Genomic DNA, 23,986 nt, shown 5'->3' on the forward strand with positions numbered 1-23,986 from the left:
ACACGTTTGTGGATAAATTTCCGAATATTGTAGGGATTTTCACTAATATTATTTCTAAATCCAAGAACTTATTCGTATGGAAATAAAAAAACTATATACACTTATTTTGGCAGGCTTACTTCTATTGTCTGCCAGTCAGCTTACAGCAAAAAATGACAATCCCGTATCACGCAGGATAACGATTGGTCGTTCATCAACCATTCTTAAATCGTCTGTAACAGGAGATCTTCTTTGTCCGGAAAACACCATCCACTCTGAAGCCTTCGACCCTAACGCGCGAATGAAAGGCATCAACCGATCAGATCAGGGATATGTCAACGGAAAAACGAGAGACTATCAAACGTTTTCCGACAATCGGTTTCTCATTCATGGTGTGCAGGTATTCGGTATCTTTGCCGACGGAAGTTTTCAACTTTCTACCGAAAGACTCCATCTTGACTCAGAAGGAAACATGTTGGAACCGATACGTCTCGAGGTTGCTTTTTGGGAGATTGCACCAACGGGCCTTCCAGGGAACTTGATATACAGAGAAGAGATTGACGTTATAGGAGAGAAAACCGGTGCTACTTGGGGCGTGGAGGGACGCGAACCGGTCGGTCCTATCTACGCTTTCAAGATGAACCTGAAAGAAAAAGTGAGGATGGAAAGCGGCTTCGTCAGTGTATGCGCTGTTGATATGGGAGACCATCCGCAAAGTTCATTCTGCACGATTCACGATTCATCAATCTCGCATCCCGGGCTAATCTCCTACGAGCAGGAAGGACAACCGATTAAATGGTTCAACGGCGGGTTCAATTATTGCTTTCTGGGCAGTCAGAACGAGCCTCTCGCCCAAAAGGGACTGAAGTTCACCCGAATGTTGAGTCCGTCTCAGACCGAACGCGGAAAGTTTGCCAAAGTTCAGGTAGAGTTGCGGAATTATGGCACGACGGACATATCGGATGCTATGCTCGAACTATATGAAAACGAACGCTTGCTGCATACAGAAACTGTTGATGCAACTATTCGACAAGGCGATACATATAAATACACATTCAAAAATCGCATAGACTGCTCGGCTATCGGCACACATCACTATACGTTACGGAACATTACCCCAGGCGATGAACTCTTCGCTCCGCAAACAATAGCGTTCTCTACAACAAACATTGAGGACGTATGTAGTTCACAGAGTCTTTACGACAAGAAATACAAGTACATAAAGCGGGTCACGGTGGGAACGATAGACAACCCTTCCGAATGGTCGCAATATTCCGACTTCCGTAATCTGAAAACCGAGATAAAGCCCTCCGAAAAGCTTACCATGACGATAGACCGGATTGCCGGAAATGGTTACTTTGTCAAAGTATGGGTGGATTGGAATGGTAACGGACTGTTTGATGACGTGGGCGAATTCATCGGTTATGTCACTCAAAACACAATTGACATAAAGATACCCGAAGAGATATATGCCGAGCCAGGTGACAAGTGTATGAGAATAGTATTGAGCAATACGGATACTTCACCATGCGGTAACTATTACTATGGTGAGACGGAAGATTATACTCTGACCGTAGTCCGTCCTGCTTTTACCCCTGCACTATCGTTAGGGAGCAAGGAATTAGATGTTGAGATGAACGTCGGTGAGACAAGCGAGCATACTCTGAATATGAAAAATGACGGTTCGGAAACGTTGCACGCAAATATTTCCGTACTCTATCGACTGCCTTTCTCACCTGATACCAGGCCCGTATATAAATCTCCGACATGCAATCCTACGCAGACTCAAAAACCTGTGCTTTCGGTCGGCAGACAGGGATGCCAAACTGTCGGATATCCAAAGGAACCAACCGAAGATACGAATATCGTACTCAGTTACGGAGGCGATTATAGCAGCAATGTCGGAGCAGACAATGTATATGTATCGTTTGCACAACATTTCCCCGGCACTGCACTGGCAAACATCTCAGGTATGCAACTTTCGAGCATTGATGTCTATATCGCATCAGCGGCAAGAAAGTCGTTCGTTGTAGTTTGGAAAGGGAGAACCCAGAATACAAATGGTGAACCTATAGTGAAACAACAATTCGTTCCACAGCCCAACTCTTGGAATCACATCGTACTCGAACATCCTGTCAATATAGCCGACCAAGATTTATGGATCGGCGTAGCACTGGAAGGTTGCAAAGGTATCAATTATCTTGTGGGAGTCGATCAAGGACCGGCAAGTATAGGTTTCGGCGACATGATTTCCATAGAAAACAGCAACTATTGGTGGTCGCTGGCCGATTTGGGAACAGACTGCAATATCCTTATACGAGGCAATGTCACCGGACAGCGTACGCCTGCTGTCAGTTGGCTCAATCTCGACAAACAAGAATTGACACTCGCAGCCGGACAAAACAATAACGTGAAGTTGCACATCAATACCTATGGTTTGAAAGACAATCTCTATGAAGCAAGCATTAAGATAACAACTAACGACCCACTGGCCTCGTTGTTCAAACTTCCCGTTTATCTACGTTCGACGGATTCTTCACACATTACTATGCTCAAAGGAATCGACACACCGATGTTCAGCATAACACCCGGCCGTCAACTCACTTCAACTTCATCAAAGCCCATCAGCTATATGGCTATATTCGACATGTGTGGCACCATGCTCGCTATAGAATATGATGCAAGAAGTATTGATATAAGCCGATTGCAGCAAGGCATATACATCGTGAAGGCCGTCTATAAAGATAACAGTTCTACATCTGGGAAATTCATGATAAAATAAAAAAATAGAGAGTGGGGAACTTATTGCTGCTATAAGATTTCCCCTCTCGCCTAAACCTCAAAAAACATTACTTATGAAAAAATTTAGTCTAATTCTTACATTTTTATTGGGCATGTATAGTACGAACCTTACTGCTCAATACATAATAGATCCGGAACTGCCTGTACCAACACCTCGCGCAGCATCAGACATTACCGAATATGGATTCAATGCAAATTGGAATCCTGTCTCAAATGTAGCTGGCTATCTCGTGAAGACTTTTGTCACTTGCAAGGCAGAAACCAACGGAGAGGCATTCGATTACATCAACACCGATTTCAGTTTCATTGTTTCCGACTATACAACCGACAATCCCGACGACAACGGGACGACACAGGGAGAAATAAAGATGGACGTGCTGAAAGTGACAAATCGATGTGGATGGCGAACAATGAATGCCGTCTATGCCAATGGAGTACTGGGGCTTAACAATGCCTGGTATCACGCTATTGTCAACGGAAGCTTAGTCTCTCCGATACTCGACTTGCGGAATGGCGACGGAAAAGTAAAGGTAAAGTTCAAAATCAAAGGGGACAATAGGGCAAAGAGCCTGATAGTTCAGATCAGAAATACCGATGTAATTCCCAATGTGGCCATCAATTCCCATACCGTACCCGTTACAACGGAATGGGTAGAGCATGAGTTCACGCTTGAAGGCGGAATTGAACACTGCGATATTTATTTCGAAGGTTGCGACGCCGGCAATGGAGAAGCACTTTATTACTTTTTCGACGACCTGCGCGTATGGCAGGAACTTAAATCAGGAGAAGAAGCAACTGCCATATATTCCGACGCAAACTTTGCAAATGACCCTACAGCCGCCAAACTCTACATCAACACTACCGAACTTGCTCCAACAGAGAAATACGCATTCAGTGTGGCAAGTTACAAGGATGGAAAGGTGAGTTATGACTCGCAACGAGTTCATCTCGACGAAGACCCAAGTGGCATTGAATGCCTAACTCAAGACAAAGGAATATACATCGAGGGTGGAATTCTCCATCTTGAAGGAGTTATGTTACCTGTCAAGGTTTACAATGCAACAGGTATGCTTGTCGGTGAAGGAACAGGCAATATCACGCTTCCTGGCAGAGGTATATACATCGTCAAAATAGGTAATAAAACCTATAGAGTTCTGAACACGAATTGATATTCTTCTCGTTTTTTTACGTCTGCAACCGTATTAAGCAGCATACAAACGGTTGCAGACTTTTATTTGCGCATATCGCTACTCAGTGTAAGATTTGTATGGACAAATATTTTTATGTCCGCTAAAAATATAAAGAGCAGAAAGTTCTATCCGCAATGCCGATAAACACTCATTGCGGATAGGATTTTATAAAGCGAGTCTTGTCTTCTCGGGATTTTCAACATAATTAGAATAAGCATCAAGATGAGAGTCTGACAGGTATAGAAAAAGAAGTAAAACGAAAGCAGGAAAACTGATAAACAGGGCTGTGGAACATGAACGTGGAATATGATTCAAAGCAGATGTTTAACAAAAAATAGCATTGATAATATTGATTTGGAACGTAAAAATTTGTATTTTTGCAATTTGAATACATATTATATTCTGATGCGAACCAAATTGAAAACCATAATGAGAAGAATTTTCAATATTGCCCTTGCCGTGGCGATAATGTTGCCTTTGGTAACGGCTTGTACCGACAGCAGTAAGAAAGAACTGGCTTCGCTCGTGCGAGAACTGGCCGAAGACGATGCCACCATAGACAGTGACGACTGGCGGAAGATTATAGACTTCATGGATGCCAACAAGGCTCACATGAAGGAATTTTATAAAGACGGCAAGCCAGACGAGGAAGCAGTTAAGGAATATATAAGGAAATTGTTCTCGAAAGGGAAAGACCAGAAAGAAATAACATTCTGGGGTAAGGCGGACAAGAAATTCCTCACGGTGAAATTCTACCTTGAACGTTCGGGCAGTATGGTGAATTACGACTCGCCACAGACCGCGGGAGAGTTCAAGAAAGCCATCGTGAAGATGCTCAACTCGCTGCCTTCGGAGAACGATGACAACACAATATTCGTAGTGAACGATGCTGTTTATAAATACCCAAAGTCGTACAAGGAATTCGTCAAAGACAACAATATATTCAAGACAACAGAGGGAATCGGCGATCCGAAATATACCGATTTCGGCCTTATACTCGACTCGATACTCAACAAGAACGAGTCAAACGAACTGAGCATACTTGTCTCTGACATGATATATTCGACCCGCGACCTTGCCACAGTGAACAAACAGAAGGTGCTGAACGAGGCCGAGGGAGTGGCAAATGCCGTCTTCAAGGAAAAAGCAAGGCGCAAGTCGATGCTTATAATGAAAATGTCGGGCACATATTCGGGAAACTACTATCCGTACAACACTCCATCGAACGGCAAAGAATATCACGGTAAACGACCATATTACGTGCTCATCGTGGGCGACAACGACGACATAGCACGTCTCACCAACGACCCGCAATATGCGGCATTCGCGAGGTTCGGCGAACTTGAAGGCTTTGAGCACAAATACCTTTTCGATGCCAGTGATGCTTATAAGCCTTTCTACACGGTGATGCTGCGAGGCAAGGAGAGTCGCGGAGAATTCCGCCCCACCAAAGGGCAGACGGAGCGCATAACGAGCATAGAGGACGTGAAGGCCGACCGTAACTCTGACGACTTGCAGATAGAGGTGGCCGTAAACCTCGGTTCGATGCTCATAGAGAACGACTATCTCACGAATCCGAAGAACTACTTGGTGAAAAGCGACGACCCGATAGAGATAAAATCGATTCGCGTAATAGGTTCGGATGACCGCAACTCAAACAACAAGAAATATCTCGATAAAGCCACACATATAATCACTCTGAAGATGAGTGCCATGAAACAAGACCAAGAAGTGAGCATCAGACTGCTCAACCGACTGCCCGAATGGATTGCCGAGAGTTCGTCGGAAGATGACACAAACTTCGCTGCGGCCGACTTCCCAAACACCACATTCGGTTTGAAATATCTTTTGCAGGGAATATATGACAGTTACAAGAAACTGTCTGACGGCGAACCTTATTACTTTGATTTGAAACTAAAAATGAAAAGATAAGAAATGAAGAACGGTATTTTTCTTATTACGGGACTTGTGATTACAATCCTATACATCGTTTTCTCGATGCAAATATACGAAATCCTGTATTATGAGACGGAGTTCTCGCAGGCCATGTACGAAGAGAACATGTATCTCGCTGTGGCCTTGATAACCTCGATATTGGCATGGGCGGTGGCTGCAATCTACTATTATGCCATTAACTCCGTGGCCTTCGCACGCTGGTATCACTGGCTGATATTCCTCGGTATTACCGTGCTGTTCGCTACCACGGCAACCTTTGTTTATCCGAACAGCGTGTTCAATGAGTATGACTACGAATACACCATGCAACTGATACATTTCTCATTCCTTAACATAATGGTGGAGGTTGTTCTCTTCATCGTTGCTTCATACGCCATGAGGTGGTGGAGCAGCAACTGCAGACATACACCGATACCACAGTAAAGAGGGAGTTGAGGATTAAGGAGTTTAGGAGTATTAGGAGTTGAGGAGTACGGACAATGCTCTCATTTATAGTCATAAGAAATGAAATAAGTGGACAAACTGTCATGTAAACGCGAACTCTGTTAAAATTAAAAATGAAACAATGAGACTATTTCTTTTCCTCGTGGGCGGCACAGGGTCGCGCGTGCTGAAACCACTGATAATGCAACTCGCGGCAGGCATACGACCGATAGACGAGAACGGGAACGCAATAAAAAATCTCGAAGTGGTTCCGATAATAATGGATCCGCACAAGGCCAACGAAGATCTTAAACGCACCGATGACCTGCTGCGCTGGTATAAGGACATACGTAACAGCATCTATGGTGACGCGAGTAGCGATAAGGTGGAACGTGGTTTCTTCGCTACGAGGATTTCTACGCTTAGTGATCTGAACCGCGATACGGTTCTCAACGACTCGTTCGTGTTCAATCTGGAGAGTATCGCGTCAAAGGAATTCCGCGACTTCATAAGTTACAACACCCTTGACAGTGCCAACCAAGCCCTGTGCAGCATGCTTTTCAGCAACGAACAACTGAAAACCAAGATGGACATCGGCTTCGTGGGAAGTCCCAATATAGGCAGCGTGGCACTTAATCAGTTTAAAGATTCGGAAGAGTTCAAGCAGTTTGCCAACGTGCTAAGTGCCGGGGACCGCGTATTCATCGTGAGCAGTATCTTCGGTGGAACAGGTGCTGCAGGCTATCCAATAATAGTGAAGAACATACGCAACGCTGTGAACAATCATACCGTGGCAAACAAAGGGACACTCGTCGATGCAAAGATTGGTGCTCTTACCGTACTGCCTTATTTCAACATCGAGCAAGACAAGAACAGTCAGATAACGATTGCCGACTTCATAAGCAAAACGAAATCGGCTCTCGATTACTACCGAGTGAATCTCACCGGATCGAAAGACGGAATGTTGGGGTCAAGCGTTAATGCTTGTTATTATCTCGGCGACGAGGTAGTTTCCAATCCTTATAAGAACGACCCTGGACAGAACGGACAGCGCAACGATGCACACTTCGTGGAATATGTGGGTGCTACGGCTATCCTCGATTTCCTGTCGATGAGCGATGAGAAACTGCGAACAGACAACGGCAGGGTGCGAAACGCAGCGTTCAAGGAATACGGACTGCGTAACGACAAGATGGTTCTTTCGTTGATGGACTTTGGCGAACGCACACGATTCGTGGTGAACCGACAGTTGATAAAGTTCCACCTCGCGTTCATGTATCTCACATATTCTTTCGGCGAAGACATCGGAAAGATGGCCTACACCGACGACACACCAAAGATACAACGCTCGTTCCTCAGCACATCGGGATATAGTTCGCTCACAGGAAGTTTCTTCACGGCATACCGACAGTGGCTGCAGGAAATGGCAATGAACAAGCGACAGTTTGCTCCTTTCAATCTATATACCCGCGAACTCTACGACTGTCTTTCGGACATTGCTCCCGTTACAGGATTCCTAAAGAGCAAGATTTCGTATAAGACAATGCAGGAAACACTGAACAACGAGTCGAAAGCGGCAAGTCAACAAGCACGCTACAGCAATGCCAACGTGATGTTCAGACTGATGGATTTGCTCGACAGAGCGACTGATAAGATCATCGACAAGAAGTACAACTCAATCGTATAGGACATGGACAACGTACTATCATACAACAGGAAAAGCAACGGCGAGGACTGGTTTCCGCTGACAGGACAATATAACGAGGACGACATCAAGGCAATAAAAGACCCGAATGGCGGACAAGCCGAGAATCCCAAGACGGCGATACCCAGTCCGTTCGCGCAACTCGACCTTGTAAAAAACGCCTTCGAACACATAGCGAAAGACCCGCGACTGTTAGGAACACGCATGGACATGAGACTTGTTTCGCAGGCCTTGGACATTGCGCAGATGTTCCATAACTTCGATGAAATGAAGTCCATGTATGGCTTGCAACTCGTGGAATGGAACATGCAACACCTGCAAATGCTGCTCAATGACCCTGCCCACAGACTGCTTGGCGAGACGCTGCAGATGTTCATCGAGCAAGATGCCACGGCATATAATTTCTCACGTAACATGTCCATCTATTTCATCGTATATGGCAATCAGGTGTTGGGAAGCACGTCGCCGGCATCGCTTTTCATGGCTTCGCCCAATGCCAACTGCATGGAACAGATACAGGTGGAACAAGGGAAGGTGCTCTTCGGAGAGTGGAGAAACCTATGGGAACGCAATCCGAAGTTCGTGAAATATGTATATGCCATGTTCACTGCATTCCCCGAACTGAAGCGTATGTGCAGCGAGGTGAACAATTATCTGATAGAGAACTTCAAGATGTTGGAGCGTATGGGGCTCGACTATGCTAAGACCCGGAACGAGATAATAACCGAAATCGGCAACCCTGAGGCATCCGACCAAGAGAGTGCATTGAAGGCTCGCGAGTATCTTAACCGCAACTACATTGCGATAGAGAATGGTGTCAACGTGCTTGGTTTCCCGCTTTACCGCTGTCGTCAGGAGGATGTGAACGCAGCGATTGCCGAGAGCGACTTCGTTATAGTGCCCTCGCAACCCGACGCTTTGGCAGAAACACGCAGGCCGTTGGTATTGCAGAACGACCTTAACACACTGGCAAGCGACCCATTCATATACGTTACCTATCCGTGGGAGAACTCCACCGTTATAACACCGGAAATGTTTCGGGAGCAAGACATCAACAAACGTATTCTGCCATCGACAACCCATCAGTATCCTTGGCTTACCGATGACGACTTCTTCCGGCCGACAATGATAAAACTCGACTTCCCCGTTGACAACGAGTGTTTCTTCGATGGAAACATAAAAGCACATAGTCGTGACGTGGACAACAACAGTTTCCTGCTGCCCCTGAAGCCGGTATTCTTCAAATATTTCACGATGAAAGACCTTATGACGGGCACGATTGCCGGTCTGCCGATATTCGAAATGCAGCATCTGCGCATTGCCGGACAGGAGGCGGTGAAGGCGATACTGCGCATAAGGGTACGAAAAACGGAGAAAAGTCCATACAGTTTCATCACACTGCAACGCACATATGTTGAGGCGGTGAACGGCGACCTGACATACGATAGTACGAATAATTATGGTAAGTTCGTAAGTGTTTCGTTCTCGCTCGCCATCTTCCCATTCGTGAAACGTGCAGACTTCAATCGCTATCATGTGCAGTTGATTGACCGTGCACTGGGAAATCTCGCTGCGAGCGACCTCTCGCTGGAGTTCTATCGCAACGGACTGCAACAACGTATAGACGAGCCCGTGACAAGGCAACGCAGCCTTAAACGGATAAAGAACATGGGATCTACGTTCTACAGCATAGATACCGACTTCGACTTGATGAACATCGTGGTAAGCGACGACCGAGGAATGCGCATTGCCGAGGGACTGGTGACACCGCAGTGGATAGAAGGCGAGGGCGGAACATCGGCATTCACTTTCGCCGTTGACTTCGGAACTACCAACACTCACGTAGAAAGCATGCGCGATGAGCAGTTGCCACAACCTCTGAAAATAGAGAACGAAAGTCGCGAACGACTGATAGCAACGCTGTATAATGGTAGCGACCAGACGAAATATCTGTTCGAAATAGTGATGAGACAGGAGTTCATACCAAAGGTAATGGGAGAAGATTACGGTTTCCCACAGCGCACAGTGCTGTCCGAATGTGAGCGTCTCGACACCATGACCATTGACCGCATAGAGGCATTGGGCGATGCCAACATTCCGTTCATATACGAAAAAGAGAGCATCGGGATAGGAAACCGGATAAAAGCGAACCTCAAATGGAGCACCGATCCGGCAAACAAAAAGCGCATATCATGCTACCTTACCGAACTGGCACTGCTTATCAGAGCCAAAGTGCTGCTTGACGGTGGTGACATGCGCAAGACAAGGCTGGTGTGGTTCTACCCTCTCAGCATGCAGCAAGGCAACATAGAGAATATAAAGAGAACATGGGGACAGATTATGAAGAGCGTGTTCGGTATTGAGGCAACCGATGATAATCTCATACAGATGCCCGAATCTATCGCTCCTTACTACTTCTACAAAACCCATCCCGACCGCTTCAAGGCTGCCGCATCAACTGTTGCAAGCATCGACATAGGTGGCGGAACGAGCGACGTGGCCGTATTTCAGGAGAACTCCGCACGCCCCACATTGCTCACATCGTTCCGATTTGCCGCCAACTCTATCTTCGGCGATGCTTATTCTGATGTGCCGCAAGGCGATACAAACCCGATGTTAAAGAAATATGTGACCTATTTCAAGAACCTATTCGATAACGATGAGGACAAATACGGCGAACTGAATGGTATCCTCGATGACATCACAGCCAAGCGCAAGAGTGAGGACATCAACGCCTTCCTATTCTCGGTAGAGAACAACAAGGCCACGAAGAATAATCCGGTATTCTCATACAACGAACTGCTCAATACCGACTCTGCACGCAAGTTGCTGTTCATATATTTCTATGTCACGCTGATATATTACGTGGCAAATATGATGAAAAAGCGTGGATTGCAGAAACCACGCAACGTTATGTTCAGCGGTACGGGGTCGAAAGTGCTCGACATTGTTGGCTCGCAAGAAGAACTCGACCTGCTCACACAGACGATAATCGAGGAAATCTACGAAGAGAAATACGATAACGGAGCGTTCGCCGTGGTGAAAGAGAAGACCCGTCCGAAGCAGATTACATGTCAAGGCGGATTGTATCAGGTACGCGACAAGAGCGGAATGATGCAGGTGAAGGAGATTAACAGCGAACTGGCCGACTACGATAATACTATTCGCACGAATTTCTCGCTAATAAATCGTGAAAGAATAACCTACTCCGACATGGCCGATGTCAACCGCAGACAGACCATTGTGGCAGAAGTGGTGGAAGAAGTGAGACGATACAATGAGTTCTTCTTGGGCTTCTGCGACCGTATTCACGTCACCGACCGATTCCTCGTGGACATGAAGAGCATCAATACTTTCCGCGAACTCGTCAACCGTGACCTTGAACATCACCTCATACAGGGCTGGGAAGCGGCACAGAAAAACAATGAGGAAAAGAATGATAACGATGAGATCTCTGACACCCTCTTCTTCTATCCCATTGTTGGTTCTATACGTTACAACTTGATTGAGAACTTGAATTAATTTTATTTTATATTATATAAAGGGAGATTTATATGGAGCAAGACGGTCAAAACATCATACTCTTAATAGGAGTTTATGTACTGGCATTCTTCGTTATATATTCGGTTGCCACATGGCTTATCAAATTCGTTATGCGAAAATTAGCCAAAAACGATGAGCAAACGCATGTATATATAACGGCAGAGGAATATGACAAGGAGATAAAGGCCCTTAAAGAGAGGATTGAGAAACTTGAATCGGAACTATCTAACAAATCGGACAAGCCTGTCCAAGAGAATCTATCTACCCCATCGGAGAGATTCGATAGCCCGGACAACGCCCCCTGTCTCTCAACCATCAATCCTCCGCTCGACTCCAACAGGAGAGACTTTCAGAGCGAAACCAAGACAGAACCTTTGACACAATACCTCCCTCCTCCATCCCCTGATGGTGTCTTCCACGAGACATTCCCCCAGCCTCGAGTAGGCAAAACGGTATATCAGATGACCACGGTCGATGGCAACAACGGCACTTTCATCTTCTACGACAACCGCGATGCACTTGCTACGGCAATGATTTCAATATCGCAGATAGTGAAGACTGTGTGTCGCGTGGAGAACAACAAGAATGCCCCACGCAACATCGTGAACGTGAAAGAGGGACAGGTTGTGCGCGAAGGCAACTCCTGGCGGGTAGTGGAGAAGGCCACGGTAAGGTTTGAATAGGGAATTGCAGGCATATCAAATATACAGAATGAGAAAGGTATCATTATTCATTATCACGGTTCTCGTCCTTGCATCGTGTCAATACAGACCACGAGGAGGCAGCGAGAAACAGCACCGAGAGAACGACACCGAACAGACATCAACATCACGCCATAGCGGAAAACCGCAGAAGATAAAGATGGAACGCGAGGGTGGGGTTATCGTTATGCCGGCAACAGTGAATGGGGTACCTATGAAATTCGTATTCGACACCGGTGCTTCCAGCATCACAATCTCACAGACCGAGGCGCAGTTTCTCGCAAAACAGGGACTCCTAACAAAGAATGATATAATAGGAAGAGAGAGTTATCAGACTGCCGACGGAAGTCTTTCGGAAGGCACAGTTATACGACTGAAAGAGGTAAAGATAGGCAACCGAACCATAAGAAACGTGGAAGCAGCGGTGATAGAATCCCAGAACGCACCACTGTTGCTCGGACAAACGGCACTATCTAAGTTCGGAAAGGTCTCACTCGACTATAAGAACGGCTACCTGATATTCGAGTAACGGCATCATTGCCACAACAAATAAACGTCCTTAATATAAGGCTTAGTTTTTTCACATTTAACTTTTAACATATCGAAGGTTGTGCAAATAAAATGTCCACATTGCAGATTTAAGTACAGCGAAGCACTGAAATCAGGAACAACAGAGGTGCTCTCGATTTGCCCGCGATGCGGTCATTCATTCTCATTTGAAGTAACAGAAGATGACATTCGCAGGGAACAGACACCTCCACAGGTTTCAGTAAGTTCGTCTGCTGTGCCACCTATGCCGCAAGCCGCAGTTCCGGAAGTACCGGAATTTATGCCGTCACAATCAGATACACCGGAGTTACCACACAATTCAAACCCCGGGAACACTCCTCCCTCTGCCCCCTCTGCTTTTAAACAAAGCAAAATGCAAACCGAAGATGAGAACAAACAATCATCATACAGCAATATAAACCCGGCTCACCAACCCGCACGGCATAACTATTCGCCGCAATCCAACGGAGGTTCTTCGCGCCGTCTTTCTGCATTTGTACTGTTCATAATCATAACGACAATAGGCCTTGGCTTTATCTATGGCATGTCAAAAATATTCGGAAAAGACGAGAACGACATACCGGAGGACAGCATCGCAAACGTGACTGAACCGTCAACGATGACAATAAGCACAACAGGCAACTCCACATTCCGCTTCGAAGGCTATATCATAGGTCCCAAAAAGCAGTTGCCGATAGTGATGAATCTTACCAAACGCGGGAGCAAGATAGACGGCAATTACTATTATGTGCTGCGCGGAAGTCACACACAACTCACGCTGCATGGTATTGTGGAAGAAAACGGAGTGGTCACAATGAGCGAATATAACGTGGAGGGCGATCATACCGGAGACTTCTACGGAACACTCTATTCTGACGGTACATTCAGCGGAACATTCAAGAGTTATAACCGGAAAAAATTCAAATTCGAGTTATCAACCCACTGATAATAACATTCATTGATTTACGCTTAACATATAACACCTAATATTATGGAAATAAGATGTATTAAATGCAGATACAAATATGACATCAATATCTGCGACAATCAACAGGAAGTCACAGTGATATGTCCCCGTTGCGGTGCAATACAGACCACTATACAGTCGCCTGATACTCCTGAAGTCGCTCCCACATACAGCGAAAATCAGTCGCGGGTAACCGACGTTCATACACCATCGCCCGATAACATTCCTCCCACATCAATTCCGGAAGACCATCTGAAATACATACCTTCCGACGAACCGAAACCTCAAAACAAGCCCAATGTAGTGCCTCCACAATCGCCCCTAACCGTACAGAATAAACCGGAAGAACCTGTACGCAAGTCGCCTACACCACCCACACCACCGAAAAAGAAGTCATCTTGCGGAAAGATGTTTGCCTTGGGATGCCTTGTTGTGGCTGTTCTTGCAGTGCTCACGATAGCAATAATTTCGTTCGCAGGCAAGAGTTTGTTCAATACAATCAGTTCTTCCTACAACGATGAACAGGAGCATGTGGAGGAAACCAAGAATAACATAACCATTCAACCGACCGACGAGGCTTCATCTATCGGCAACTCTGACTATAAAGACGAAGCGCAACAAAATGCCGACAACACCCATACGGCAAACGGTTCGGTGACAGATACCGGAGACGAAGGCAACAGTAACACCACTGTGAAAGAACGGGAGATACTCACGGAAGAGCAAAAACAAAAGGCAGAGAAAGACGTGGCAAAGGCCGGTGGCAATTATAACTGCAAGGGAACAATGGCCAATGACGACATCACTCTGACCCTCAATGTCACCTCCGGAGGCTTCGTAACAGGAAAACTGGTATATAAAAGTAGTGATATAACACTCGAAATATCCGGTGACAAATACGGCGACGAGTTCTTCCTCAACGCTACAAATGACAAAGAACTCATAAAGATAAACCTCAAACGAGAAGGAAAGGATTTAAAAGGAACGGCAACGAAAGAACTACAGAAAGTGCCAATCAGTGTCACTTACTGATATTAACAAGAATCGGTCATTAGGACTTTTAGATGCATCATGATGCAACGAGAAATCCTAATGACCGATTTTTTTGATATATTGCTGTCCGATAAACCTTTTTTTCAGCATATAAAAGTTATGGGCTAAAATCTTCACATGGATTTAGCTCTTTTTTTTGTTACTTTTGTTTCTGCAAAAAAACTTCAATAACATGGGCAAAAGTACACATTTTAGCGGATAGTCGCCCAAAAGGTGAACAGAAGACATGGGAGAAACTTCTGTATATGATGGATTCAACTATGATTACCCTTTTTGACAACATCCTCAAAGAAGTAGGCAGACATCCTAAGAGTGGTAAGAAGAAAGGAGGTATGAAGGTTCATACGGTAATGAAGTATCATGTTGGCGTTCCCATGGGTGTACAGCTTACATCTGCAGCTACGCATGATCATTATCTACTTAAAGAAGTGCATCTTCCAAAAGATGCAACCCTTACAATGAACAGGGCATACGTAGATTATGCACAGTTCCAGAGACTTACAGAGGAAGGAGTATGCTATGTGACTAAGATGAAGAAGAATCTCACATATAAGGAGCTATCATCAGTAACCTATGTAAGTCCTGACGGGCTGGTTATGCATACTGACAAGAAGATTCTCTTTGAGAAGGGAGAGATAATGCACAAGGCAAGACGAGTGGAATTGTGGAGTAATAACTCACATAAGTCAGTTGTTCTGCTGAGCAATAACTTTAAGAATGATGAACTCATAATAATGGTAGAAAAGGAAAATTCACCACCAAAAGAACTTGAGTTATTTGATTAGGGAGCTTGGTTTTCAAAAATGAATGCTGAATCACCCCTTTAAAGACAATCCCGAAAGGATTTTTATACGATATAAGGTTTACCGGACAGTAATATCTAAATATAGACCAGATCTACCTAAAAATACTCCAATTTGTTTATCCATTTTATTTTTTATACTCCTTGTTTGAAATATATTCCTCAACTCGATTTATAAAAAATGGAAGAAAATCTAATATGTCATCTTTATACTTTTTTATATCAGAAAACACTATATTAGATCCCAAAAAAGAATAACTTACATTCCCATGAGCAAGGTTGTTTCGTGCATCCTTAACTACTCTCAATGTAGAAGCGACTTCATTTTTATTTGGTATGGCTCCCAATTGTAAATTATAATCTTTGCATTCATTAAGAATCGTTCTAAGATCAACATTCCCATTAAAACGTCCTATCACACCATCGAAATGTATATCAGAGCTTATCTGGCCTATTATTTTTTTAGTTTTTGTAATACGGGTTTTAATTGAATCTCCATTGGTCATAATAGGTTTTAACCATAGGTCACGCAAAGAATCTTCAAGTTCATAATATTTAAGATGTTCATCATTAATCGCATCATTTATCGCCAAAAAACATTCTACAACTGTTGCTTCGACGATATTGTATAATATCAAAATAGCGTGACTTCTCATGCATTTTTGTTGAGTTGAAGTAACTAATAGTGAAGAAAGCACTAATGGATTTCGCAATGTGATCTTTTTGTATGTTTCAATAGAATCAATAAATTCTAATAAAGAAAAAAAATCATTGATGTCCTCAATACTTTGATTGAATTTATTTTTCTGCATCTGCCAAATATGAATTTTTCACGTAATTTATTCTTTTCAATATTTTTGTTGCCGTATGAGTGCGGTAGCGTCCTTCTATGGTTTCAAAGAAATCATTCCTATTATGTTTGTCAACAATAAGACAATCTAATTTATGTGGCTGAATATCGTGATTTTCTTGTAAAGCCATATATATACCAATAGCAATTGCTTCAAAATATGGTTTAGAAACACCTACTGCGTTTGGTTTCTTGGCAAACCCCTGTCCTTCATAAGTCTTTGATATAAAATCCACAATCTGCTCAAATGCAACCTTCTTATTATTTAGTTCGTCATCCGTAAAATTCTTATTTCCGTTATCAAGATATTCATCAAGGTATTTTGCAACTCCTTTATATTCAACCTGGTGATAGTCAGGATACGCATCAATGAATGCAAAAAAGCGCAAGATTAGTTCTTCTTCTTCATGTCGTTTTTCTAAATACTTATTAAAAGGGCACAAGGCTTTAAATTTTTCACTTTTAGCAAGTTCAGTTATAAAAGTCATAAATTCACCCCGATAAACACCTCGACGTGTTTCCATAGGAACCAAAGCAACACTACTGGTATTGATACGATCAAACAATTCTTTTCGTACTTCTTCTGTGGCACGAGAAGATAGAACTATCATACGAATAGCAATATTTTTAAACATTCGTTGGGTAGCAGAAGGTAATTGCCCAAATTTAATGCCATTAAACTCCGTCAATTTTTCAAGTCCCTTTAATTGAAGATCATTTGATAAAAATGCAGCCATTGTACGAATACGTTGAGAACCATCAACAATTTCAAGACGTCCTGTTTCCAGAATTTCTGCCGTAAATATAAAAGGCACAGGTAATCCTAATAACAATGATTCTATAAATCGAGACTGTCTGGTAATATCCCAAACAAATTCGCGTTGATAATCAGGCACATATATTTCATTGTCATCTTTTTCTATATTTTTAAGATACTTTGTGACATAAAACTCTATAGTGAGTTCTCGCATATCAAAAGAAACCAATTTTTGTTCATTGGATAATTGTTCTTGAATCTTATTTTGTCTCTCTGTACTTAATGTATTCATATGCAATATTATATTATGAATGAAATAACTTTGCAAAGGTACAAAAAGGTAGCCATATATAGATGGTTTTTCACGCCTTTTTTATCGCAGAATGATAAAAAGACACGTCTCTTTCTCGCAGCAGGTAACCATGCTAAGGCTTACGCTAATGTATTATACAGATCTCATCTCGTTTATGGAAAATCCACAGAATGATGAACTCATAATAATGGCAGAAAAGGAAAATTCATAACCAAAAGAACTTGACTTATTTGATTAGGGGGGCTTTGTTTTCAAAAAATAATGCGGAATTACCTATTTAAAAGCAATCCCGCAAGCATTTTTATGTGATTTAGGGTTTACCGGACAGCAATAATTTTTTTGATATAACCGTCAGAGTTTGCGTATTATTGTCAGTCCATCGCGAATCGGCAATATCACTCTTTCCACCCTACTGTCACGCGCCACATAGTCATTGAACGCCTCTATGCCCTGCGTTTGTCGGTCGGCAGGTTTCGCTTGTTCCAGAACATGACCGTCCCACAATATGTTATCGGCAAGAATGAAACCTCCGGGGCGCAATATCCGCAACACCATTTCGTATGTTTCGAGATATGTGCGCTTGTCGCCATCAATGAAAGCCATGTCGAACTCAATTCCCAATCGCGGTGCTTCTACGTTTGCATCACCGATACGGAAGTCTATCTTGTCTGCAACAGCCGAGCCTTCTAACCACGTTCGAGTGAAATCTTCCATCTCATCGTTTATCTCGAAAGTGTATAGTCGTCCGCCTTCTTCAAGTCCTTCGGCCATACATATTGCGCTATACCCACTGAACGTACCAACCTCAAGAATGTTCTTCGGGCGTATCATCGTGACAATCATCTTCAACAGTCTGCCTTGCAGGTGTCCGCTTGCCATGCGTCCGTGCAGCAAATGCACGTTCGTGGCTCGCCAAAGACGATAAAGATAATCTCCCTCAGGGTCAATATGTGACAGTATATAATCGTCGAGTGTCATTCTTTTTTTATAATTACCGACGGTCTTTCATTTGTTTATGATTGCCTCTACTGCCAACCGGTAACTGTCAAGTCCGAACCCGCAAATCACTCCCATGCACACTGCGGAGAGCATTGAGTGGTGACGGAAGTCCTCACGTGCATGCACATTTGATATATGAACCTCAACCACCGGCGTTGTTATCGCGCTTATGCAGTCGCGCAGTGCCACACTCGTGTGCGTGTAACCTCCGGCATTGAGTACTATTCCATCGTATGTGAAGCCCACCTCTTGCATCTTGTTTATCATCTCGCCCTCGATATTGCTTTGATAATATTCAATATTCACTTGTGGAAACCGTCCACGCAATGTCTGCAAGTACTGCTCCATTCCTTCTTTTCCATATATGCCCGGCTCGCGAGTACCAAGAAGGTTGAGGTTTGGACCATTAATAATAAGGAGATTCATGTTTGTTCTGATTACATTTATACGGATTCTATGTGTTTATGAACAGATGAGTATAATCACACTCACTTCATTCCACCTATAACACAATCGCAAAACTCATTCACCACATCAAGCATATCGTGCGGAAGATATTCAAACGCACTATTCACAATCTCATCGGGCACTTCATAGTAAGCCTCAGCGATGGAACCGGCTATTGCTGCTTTCGTGTCGGTGTCGCCATCAGCGAGCACCGCCTTGCGTATAGCATCTTCAAAACTGTCGCTTTCGAGAAAACAGCGTATTGCTGCAGGCACCGTTTCTTGACACGTGCCATCGAAATGGCCTAACGAACCAATGCGCATCACATCTTTCAGAGATGGTATCTCATATCCGAATTTCTGCTCCACGGAATGTTTCAGTCGTTCTTTCGTTACACGCACGGTGCGAAGCCAATAAATCAGCGTTGCAGTGCATTGCGCCCCCTTAATGCCTTCCTCATGACTATGCGACACCGCTGCCGAACGCCGTGCTTCCTCCATAACCGTATCAATGTCATTGAACAGCCACCCGACAGAACTGACACGCATTGCCGAACCATTGCCGTAAGAGCCGTAAGGGGTGTGGTCGTTGCCCATAAACCACTGATAGAACAGTCCGCCAAAGCCTCGATTATTATAACGCCGACACCAATCCACCAGCGACTCGGCATAGTCGCGATGTTTAAGAATAGCATCGGCTATTGCCACCGTGCACACCGTATCATCGGTGAAACAACATTCGGGAGTGAACAACTTAAAACCCGGCTGCGGTGGCGGACCTGCCTCAAATCTCGACCCTACAATGTCTCCTATTATCGCGCCTAACATATAGCCCCTCCTTGTTTATTTCTGAACTTTATGCGTTATTTTCAGCACTTTCTTTTCTTTGTCTATCTCAATCTTTCCAACACGATTCAGCACCGTTTGTCCGAGTAACAGCGGTGCTTTCTGGTTTCTCACCACGTTAGCCCTGACATTGTCGATTGACAGTCCGCCGAAGTTAACGTTGCGCAGATTTATCACCGTACCCGCACTCACGTTTCCGTTGGCATCAGTGAAGTTAGCCGACCCGATGACATCACTCTTTGAGAGATAGCCGTTCTTCATCATGAACGTAGCCTCAACCATCGACAGACAGACATCACTCGCTCCGGTATCGAAGATGAAACTCAGTGGCAGGTCGTTTATGGAGCACTTCACACGGTACAGATTACCTTCCTTGGTGAAAGGCACTTCCACCTCCTCGTCCTCATATTCTATTTCGTCAGACTTTTCTTTAAGTTTTGCTACGATTTCCGCAACTTTCTTGCGCTGTTCCTGCATTATCTGCTTAAACTCTTCGTTGTCTCTCACGTTATCCATGTCGAAGTCGGCATCGATATGACCGAGTTCAAAAACGCCTTTTTCGAACACCTTGCGCAGGTATTGGCACGCCATCTTCGGGTCGTTCAGTCGCGAGTAGAGGCACGACGCATTATACAACATGCCAATCGAACTGTCGTTTGCCAGCACACTGTCGCACATCTCCACCGCTTTCTCGCGGTTTCCGAGCATGGCATAAGCAAACATCGCTTCCGAGGCAGTGGCCGGAACGGAATCTATCTCAATCACTTTCTCATAGTCGGCACGCGCCACATCGGTGTTTCCAAGTTTTGTATTGCAATATCCACGATATAGATACGCATGTGTACTATTGCCATCGATGCTTATCGCAGTGTTGTAGTCGTCGATTGCCGCATTGTAAAGCCCCGCACACATCATTTCGGTTCCGAGTGCCTGATGCGAAAAGTCGTTTTCCGAAGCATTATCAACCATCTTCGTTGCCGATGTTATCGCGCCTTTCACGTCGCCCATACAATGAGCCACACGAGACTTCAGCCAATGATAATTTATGTCTGTGCTATCTTCCTCAAGCGCATTGTCTATGTTTTTCATTGCCTCGTCATACATTCCAAGGTCACTGTAAGCGCTGGCCAACAGGTAAGAAGCAGTCTCGGTGTTCCCTATATCGTACAATTTCTTAAAAAAAGGAATGGCATCCTGCGGTTTGCCCAACTTGGCACATAACGAACCGGCAATAAAATACCATGTCATTTCCGTAGGGTCTTTCTTTGCCTCAGTTTTCAGTCGTGAAATTAGTTGCGAGAACTGCGGTTCTTCGTCAATCTTCGACATCAATTCCATCACCCATCCGCTGCCACCAAGGGAAGCCGCCTTTACAATGTCGTCTATTGCCTTTCCCCACTTCTTCTGTCCGATGTAACATTCTGCTCTGAAGCAATACACCTGCGTTTCATCCGGCGAGAGTTTCAAAGCGTGATCGAAATTCTTCTCTGCCTCGGCATAGTTTTTCTGTTCTGTGGCATTGCGACCAAGCCCAAGAAATCCCACCGTCGAACCTTGGTCTATCTTGGTGATTTTGCGGTAGTCGGCATCAGAAAGGTCATACTTCTTCATCTCGTAGTATTCCTGTCCGCGGAAATTAAGATAGTCAATGTCTTCCGGCTGCGCCTCTATCGCCAGTCCTAATTCCTCAATAGCCTTATCTTTCTGCCCGAGGCTCTTATACAAATTGGCCTTCAGATTATGCGAGAAACCGATGTATTCGCCATCTTTCTTCGGTAGGAATTTCAGTGCTTTTTCAATATTAGAGAGAGCAAGTCCGTTCTCGTCTTTCTGTAGATATATCCAAGCCACACGGAAATGAGCGTAACCGTTCTTGGGATTTTCTTTCAGTTCTTTTTGAAGATACTGCAGTGCCTCATCATAGTCACCATTTTCCACAGCCTCCTCGGCACGAAGATAGTTAAAGGAGGTCGGTCGTTTAATCTCTTTCGCGGACACAACGACGCTCATTAAAAAAGCCAATACTATCGGCAAAAACTTTCTCATAATCTACTGTTTAGTATTTTAATCAATATATTTGCAAAGGTATGAATTATTTATTTACCCTCAAAACATTTTTGACAAAAAGACATAAGGTTTTGGACAGAAAGACATAATTGGTTGGACATAAAGACAAAAAGGCCATTGACAGAAAGACATAAGGTTATTGACAGAAAGACAAAAAGGTTTTGGACATAAAGACATAAATCCCTAAAAAGAAACAACTTGCATCCAAATTCATACGAGATATATTCTTTTTGTCTTTCTGTTTAACCCTTTTTGTCTTTCTGTCAAAAAACATTTTGTCTTTCTGTCCAACCAATTATGTCTTTATGTCCACCACAAAATCGCCCAAATTGCCACGCAATTTCGCCCATTTTGCTCACCAATTTCGCCGAAATTGCTCTTCAAAAGGACATGTTTAAGTCTATCGAAAACACCAAGACGTAGTCTTGAAAAAGGCTTTTGCCAACATACATTTCCATAACACCCTCGCCATTTCCCCGAAAAATCACAAAAGTTGTCAAAATAAAACTTAAAAATCGCAGTTCAAATCATTATTTTAGATAATAATACCGACAAATGATATGGTAATTGCAGAAATCTGATTACTTTTGCACGTAAAATTCAAATAAATAAGAAAATGAAAAGGATTATTTCACCTTTCCTGATAATATTGTTTGCGGCAGCGACATTGGTGTCGTGTTTTCCGGACGATAACGACAAAAACGTGTCTTACAAGGACACCGCAATAAACGCATTTGCAATCAAAACTATGCGTTTGTATAAGACTAAAAAGTCGTCAAAGGGAGAAGATAGCACATACGTGGTGACAGTGAGCGGAGCATTGTTCCGTTTCAAAATAGACCAGAACAAATGCGAAATCTACAACACCGACTCCCTGCCTTACGGTATCGATGCGACTAAAATGCTCATCACTGCGACAACCGAGAAGAACGGAAAGGTGGGATTGAAATCTATTATCGGAACAGATATAAAGAGTATTACCAGCAACGACACGCTCGATTTCTCCGTTCCACGCACGCTGGTTGTGATGAGTCACGACGGAAAGAACACGCGCGAATACACCGTGAAAGTGAACGTACACAAACAGAAAGCAAACGACTTCAAATGGACAAAGCTCGACACGAATGCCGAAATGGCGACATTCAAAGCGTTCAGGGCTTTCGCAATAGGAGACAGGATACTGGCTTTCGGTAGTGACGGAACAAAAACCGTGGCCATGCAGACCGGTGTAAACGATGGCAAGTCATGGACTTCGGTACCATTCAATTTCAACGAACCGCTCGACAAAGATGCCTATCAGAACATCGTGAAGAAAGGCGACAGACTATACATGATTCATAACGGGCGATTGATGTCTTCAGAAGATGGTGGCACATGGGATGTAGTGAGCATGCCGGCGGTGAAAAGACTTGTCGCAGCATCAAGCAGCAGACTGTTCGCTTTCGATGCGGAAGGAAAGATGTCGTGCAGTTACGATGGTGTGACATGGGTTGCAGACGATATTGACAGCGGTCAGGAATTGCTGCCGACAACCGACATAAACTATGCATGCACCACTCTTCGCACGAATAAAGACGTAGAACACGTGGTGCTCGTGGGCAACCGTGACGCAGCATACACGGCCGACACAACCGCCGTGATATGGGGAAAAATCGAAGACAAAGGAAAATATGCCCTCAACATGCCGTGGGCTTACTATGTCATTGACAATAACAGCAAATATGTAATGCCGCGACTGGCCGACATGAGCATGACGTTATGCGGCGACCTTCTGCTGGCTGTGGGAGGCAAAGGCATTGCACCGTGCAAGGTCGAGGCGTTCGACAAGATATATACCAGTGGCGACATGGGTATAACATGGGTAAATGATGCTCGCTACCAACTGCCCGAGGGCATCGACAAGAATGCCACGGCAATGGCTTTGGTGACCGATAGCGGTAACCACCTGTGGATTATCTGCGCCGGAACAGGACAGATATGGCGCGGACGACTGAACAGCTTGGGTTGGCAGTCGGCTTTGGATGGCAAGAAATAATAG

The 23,986-nt window shown here is 44.3% G+C and carries 20 protein-coding genes; 13 read left to right on the top strand and 7 right to left on the bottom strand.

Annotated elements, in window-relative coordinates; translation table 11 throughout:
• Positions 1-76: 76 nt before the first annotated feature.
• From EHV08_RS05765 to EHV08_RS05800, 8 genes are all read left to right on the top strand, one after another.
• On the top strand, positions 77-2,761 hold the full coding sequence (locus EHV08_RS05765) for a GEVED domain-containing protein (protein ID WP_126678471.1): 2,685 nt from the start codon (positions 77-79) through the stop codon (positions 2,759-2,761).
• A gap of 73 nt (positions 2,762-2,834) precedes the next feature.
• The gene (locus EHV08_RS05770; protein WP_126678472.1) at positions 2,835-3,950 is read left to right on the top strand and encodes a hypothetical protein; all 1,116 of its coding nucleotides are present in this window, start codon (positions 2,835-2,837) and stop codon (positions 3,948-3,950) included.
• A 450-nt stretch (positions 3,951-4,400) separates the two neighbouring features.
• Positions 4,401-5,903 carry a hypothetical protein gene (locus EHV08_RS05775; protein ID WP_203227056.1) on the top strand — a complete coding sequence of 501 codons (1,503 nt, stop codon included), beginning with the start codon at positions 4,401-4,403 and terminating at the stop codon, positions 5,901-5,903.
• 3 nt (positions 5,904-5,906) lie between these two features.
• Positions 5,907-6,350: a hypothetical protein gene (locus EHV08_RS05780; RefSeq protein ID WP_126678473.1), complete on the top strand. Its 444-nt coding sequence runs from the start codon at positions 5,907-5,909 to the stop codon at positions 6,348-6,350.
• A 142-nt stretch (positions 6,351-6,492) separates the two neighbouring features.
• Positions 6,493-8,037, top strand: a complete 1,545-nt coding sequence (locus EHV08_RS05785; RefSeq protein WP_126678474.1) for a hypothetical protein — start codon at positions 6,493-6,495, stop codon at positions 8,035-8,037.
• A 3-nt stretch (positions 8,038-8,040) separates the two neighbouring features.
• Entirely contained in the window at positions 8,041-11,577 is a 3,537-nt protein-coding gene (locus EHV08_RS05790; protein WP_126678475.1) for a hypothetical protein, read from the top strand.
• Positions 11,578-11,609: 32 nt separating this feature from the next.
• Positions 11,610-12,281 carry a hypothetical protein gene (locus EHV08_RS05795; RefSeq protein WP_126678476.1) on the top strand — a complete coding sequence of 224 codons (672 nt, stop codon included), beginning with the start codon at positions 11,610-11,612 and terminating at the stop codon, positions 12,279-12,281.
• Positions 12,282-12,309: 28 nt separating this feature from the next.
• Positions 12,310-12,828: a retropepsin-like aspartic protease family protein gene (locus tag EHV08_RS05800; RefSeq protein WP_126678477.1), complete on the top strand. Its 519-nt coding sequence runs from the start codon at positions 12,310-12,312 to the stop codon at positions 12,826-12,828.
• Between the two features lie 173 nt (positions 12,829-13,001).
• On the opposite strand, the gene EHV08_RS11435 is transcribed toward EHV08_RS05800, so the two are convergent.
• Positions 13,002-13,220, bottom strand: a complete 219-nt coding sequence (locus tag EHV08_RS11435) for a hypothetical protein (RefSeq protein ID WP_158676058.1) — start codon at positions 13,218-13,220, stop codon at positions 13,002-13,004.
• A 1-nt stretch (position 13,221) separates the two neighbouring features.
• Here EHV08_RS11435 and EHV08_RS11440 point away from each other — a divergent pair, with 1 nt between their 5' ends.
• The 3 genes from EHV08_RS11440 (at position 13,222) to EHV08_RS05815 (ending at position 15,653) form a co-directional block, all read left to right on the top strand.
• Complete coding sequence (locus tag EHV08_RS11440; RefSeq protein WP_158676059.1) at positions 13,222-13,794, top strand: hypothetical protein; 573 nt, start codon at positions 13,222-13,224, stop codon at positions 13,792-13,794.
• 45 nt (positions 13,795-13,839) lie between these two features.
• Positions 13,840-14,847, top strand: coding sequence for a hypothetical protein (locus EHV08_RS05810; protein ID WP_126678479.1), 1,008 nt, complete (start codon positions 13,840-13,842; stop codon positions 14,845-14,847).
• Between the two features lie 269 nt (positions 14,848-15,116).
• Entirely contained in the window at positions 15,117-15,653 is a 537-nt protein-coding gene (locus tag EHV08_RS05815) for a transposase (protein ID WP_455430454.1), read from the top strand.
• 145 nt (positions 15,654-15,798) lie between these two features.
• Here EHV08_RS05815 and EHV08_RS05820 read toward each other — a convergent pair whose 3' ends face one another.
• Complete coding sequence (locus EHV08_RS05820; RefSeq protein WP_126678481.1) at positions 15,799-16,482, bottom strand: MAE_28990/MAE_18760 family HEPN-like nuclease; 684 nt, start codon at positions 16,480-16,482, stop codon at positions 15,799-15,801.
• A complete protein-coding gene (locus EHV08_RS05825; RefSeq protein WP_126678482.1) occupies positions 16,469-17,569 on the bottom strand; it encodes a DUF262 domain-containing protein in 1,101 nt (366 codons plus the stop codon). Before EHV08_RS05825 ends, EHV08_RS05820 begins: the two co-directional genes overlap by 14 nt.
• A 91-nt stretch (positions 17,570-17,660) precedes the next feature.
• Here EHV08_RS05825 and EHV08_RS11540 point away from each other — a divergent pair, with 91 nt between their 5' ends.
• Positions 17,661-17,801, top strand: coding sequence for a hypothetical protein (locus tag EHV08_RS11540; RefSeq protein WP_203227057.1), 141 nt, complete (start codon positions 17,661-17,663; stop codon positions 17,799-17,801).
• 140 nt (positions 17,802-17,941) lie between these two features.
• On the opposite strand, the gene EHV08_RS05830 is transcribed toward EHV08_RS11540, so the two are convergent.
• The 4 genes from EHV08_RS05830 to EHV08_RS05845 form a co-directional block, all read right to left on the bottom strand.
• Positions 17,942-18,568, bottom strand: coding sequence for an O-methyltransferase (locus EHV08_RS05830; protein ID WP_126678483.1), 627 nt, complete (start codon positions 18,566-18,568; stop codon positions 17,942-17,944).
• 27 nt (positions 18,569-18,595) lie between these two features.
• Complete coding sequence (gene aroQ, locus EHV08_RS05835; protein WP_126678484.1) at positions 18,596-19,015, bottom strand: type II 3-dehydroquinate dehydratase; 420 nt, start codon at positions 19,013-19,015, stop codon at positions 18,596-18,598.
• A 62-nt stretch (positions 19,016-19,077) separates the two neighbouring features.
• Positions 19,078-19,863 carry an ADP-ribosylglycohydrolase family protein gene (locus EHV08_RS05840; protein WP_126678485.1) on the bottom strand — a complete coding sequence of 262 codons (786 nt, stop codon included), beginning with the start codon at positions 19,861-19,863 and terminating at the stop codon, positions 19,078-19,080.
• Between the two features lie 15 nt (positions 19,864-19,878).
• Complete coding sequence (locus EHV08_RS05845; protein ID WP_126678486.1) at positions 19,879-21,927, bottom strand: tetratricopeptide repeat protein; 2,049 nt, start codon at positions 21,925-21,927, stop codon at positions 19,879-19,881.
• A 637-nt stretch (positions 21,928-22,564) separates the two neighbouring features.
• On the opposite strand from EHV08_RS05845, the gene EHV08_RS05850 reads away from it, so the two are divergent.
• Positions 22,565-23,983, top strand: coding sequence for a DUF6242 domain-containing protein (locus EHV08_RS05850; RefSeq protein ID WP_126678487.1), 1,419 nt, complete (start codon positions 22,565-22,567; stop codon positions 23,981-23,983).
• Positions 23,984-23,986 lie beyond the last annotated feature (3 nt).

Origin of the sequence: Prevotella koreensis, from assembly GCF_003977605.1 — a bacterium.
In the GTDB taxonomy this organism is placed as follows: Bacteria; Bacteroidota; Bacteroidia; order Bacteroidales; family Bacteroidaceae; genus Prevotella; species Prevotella koreensis.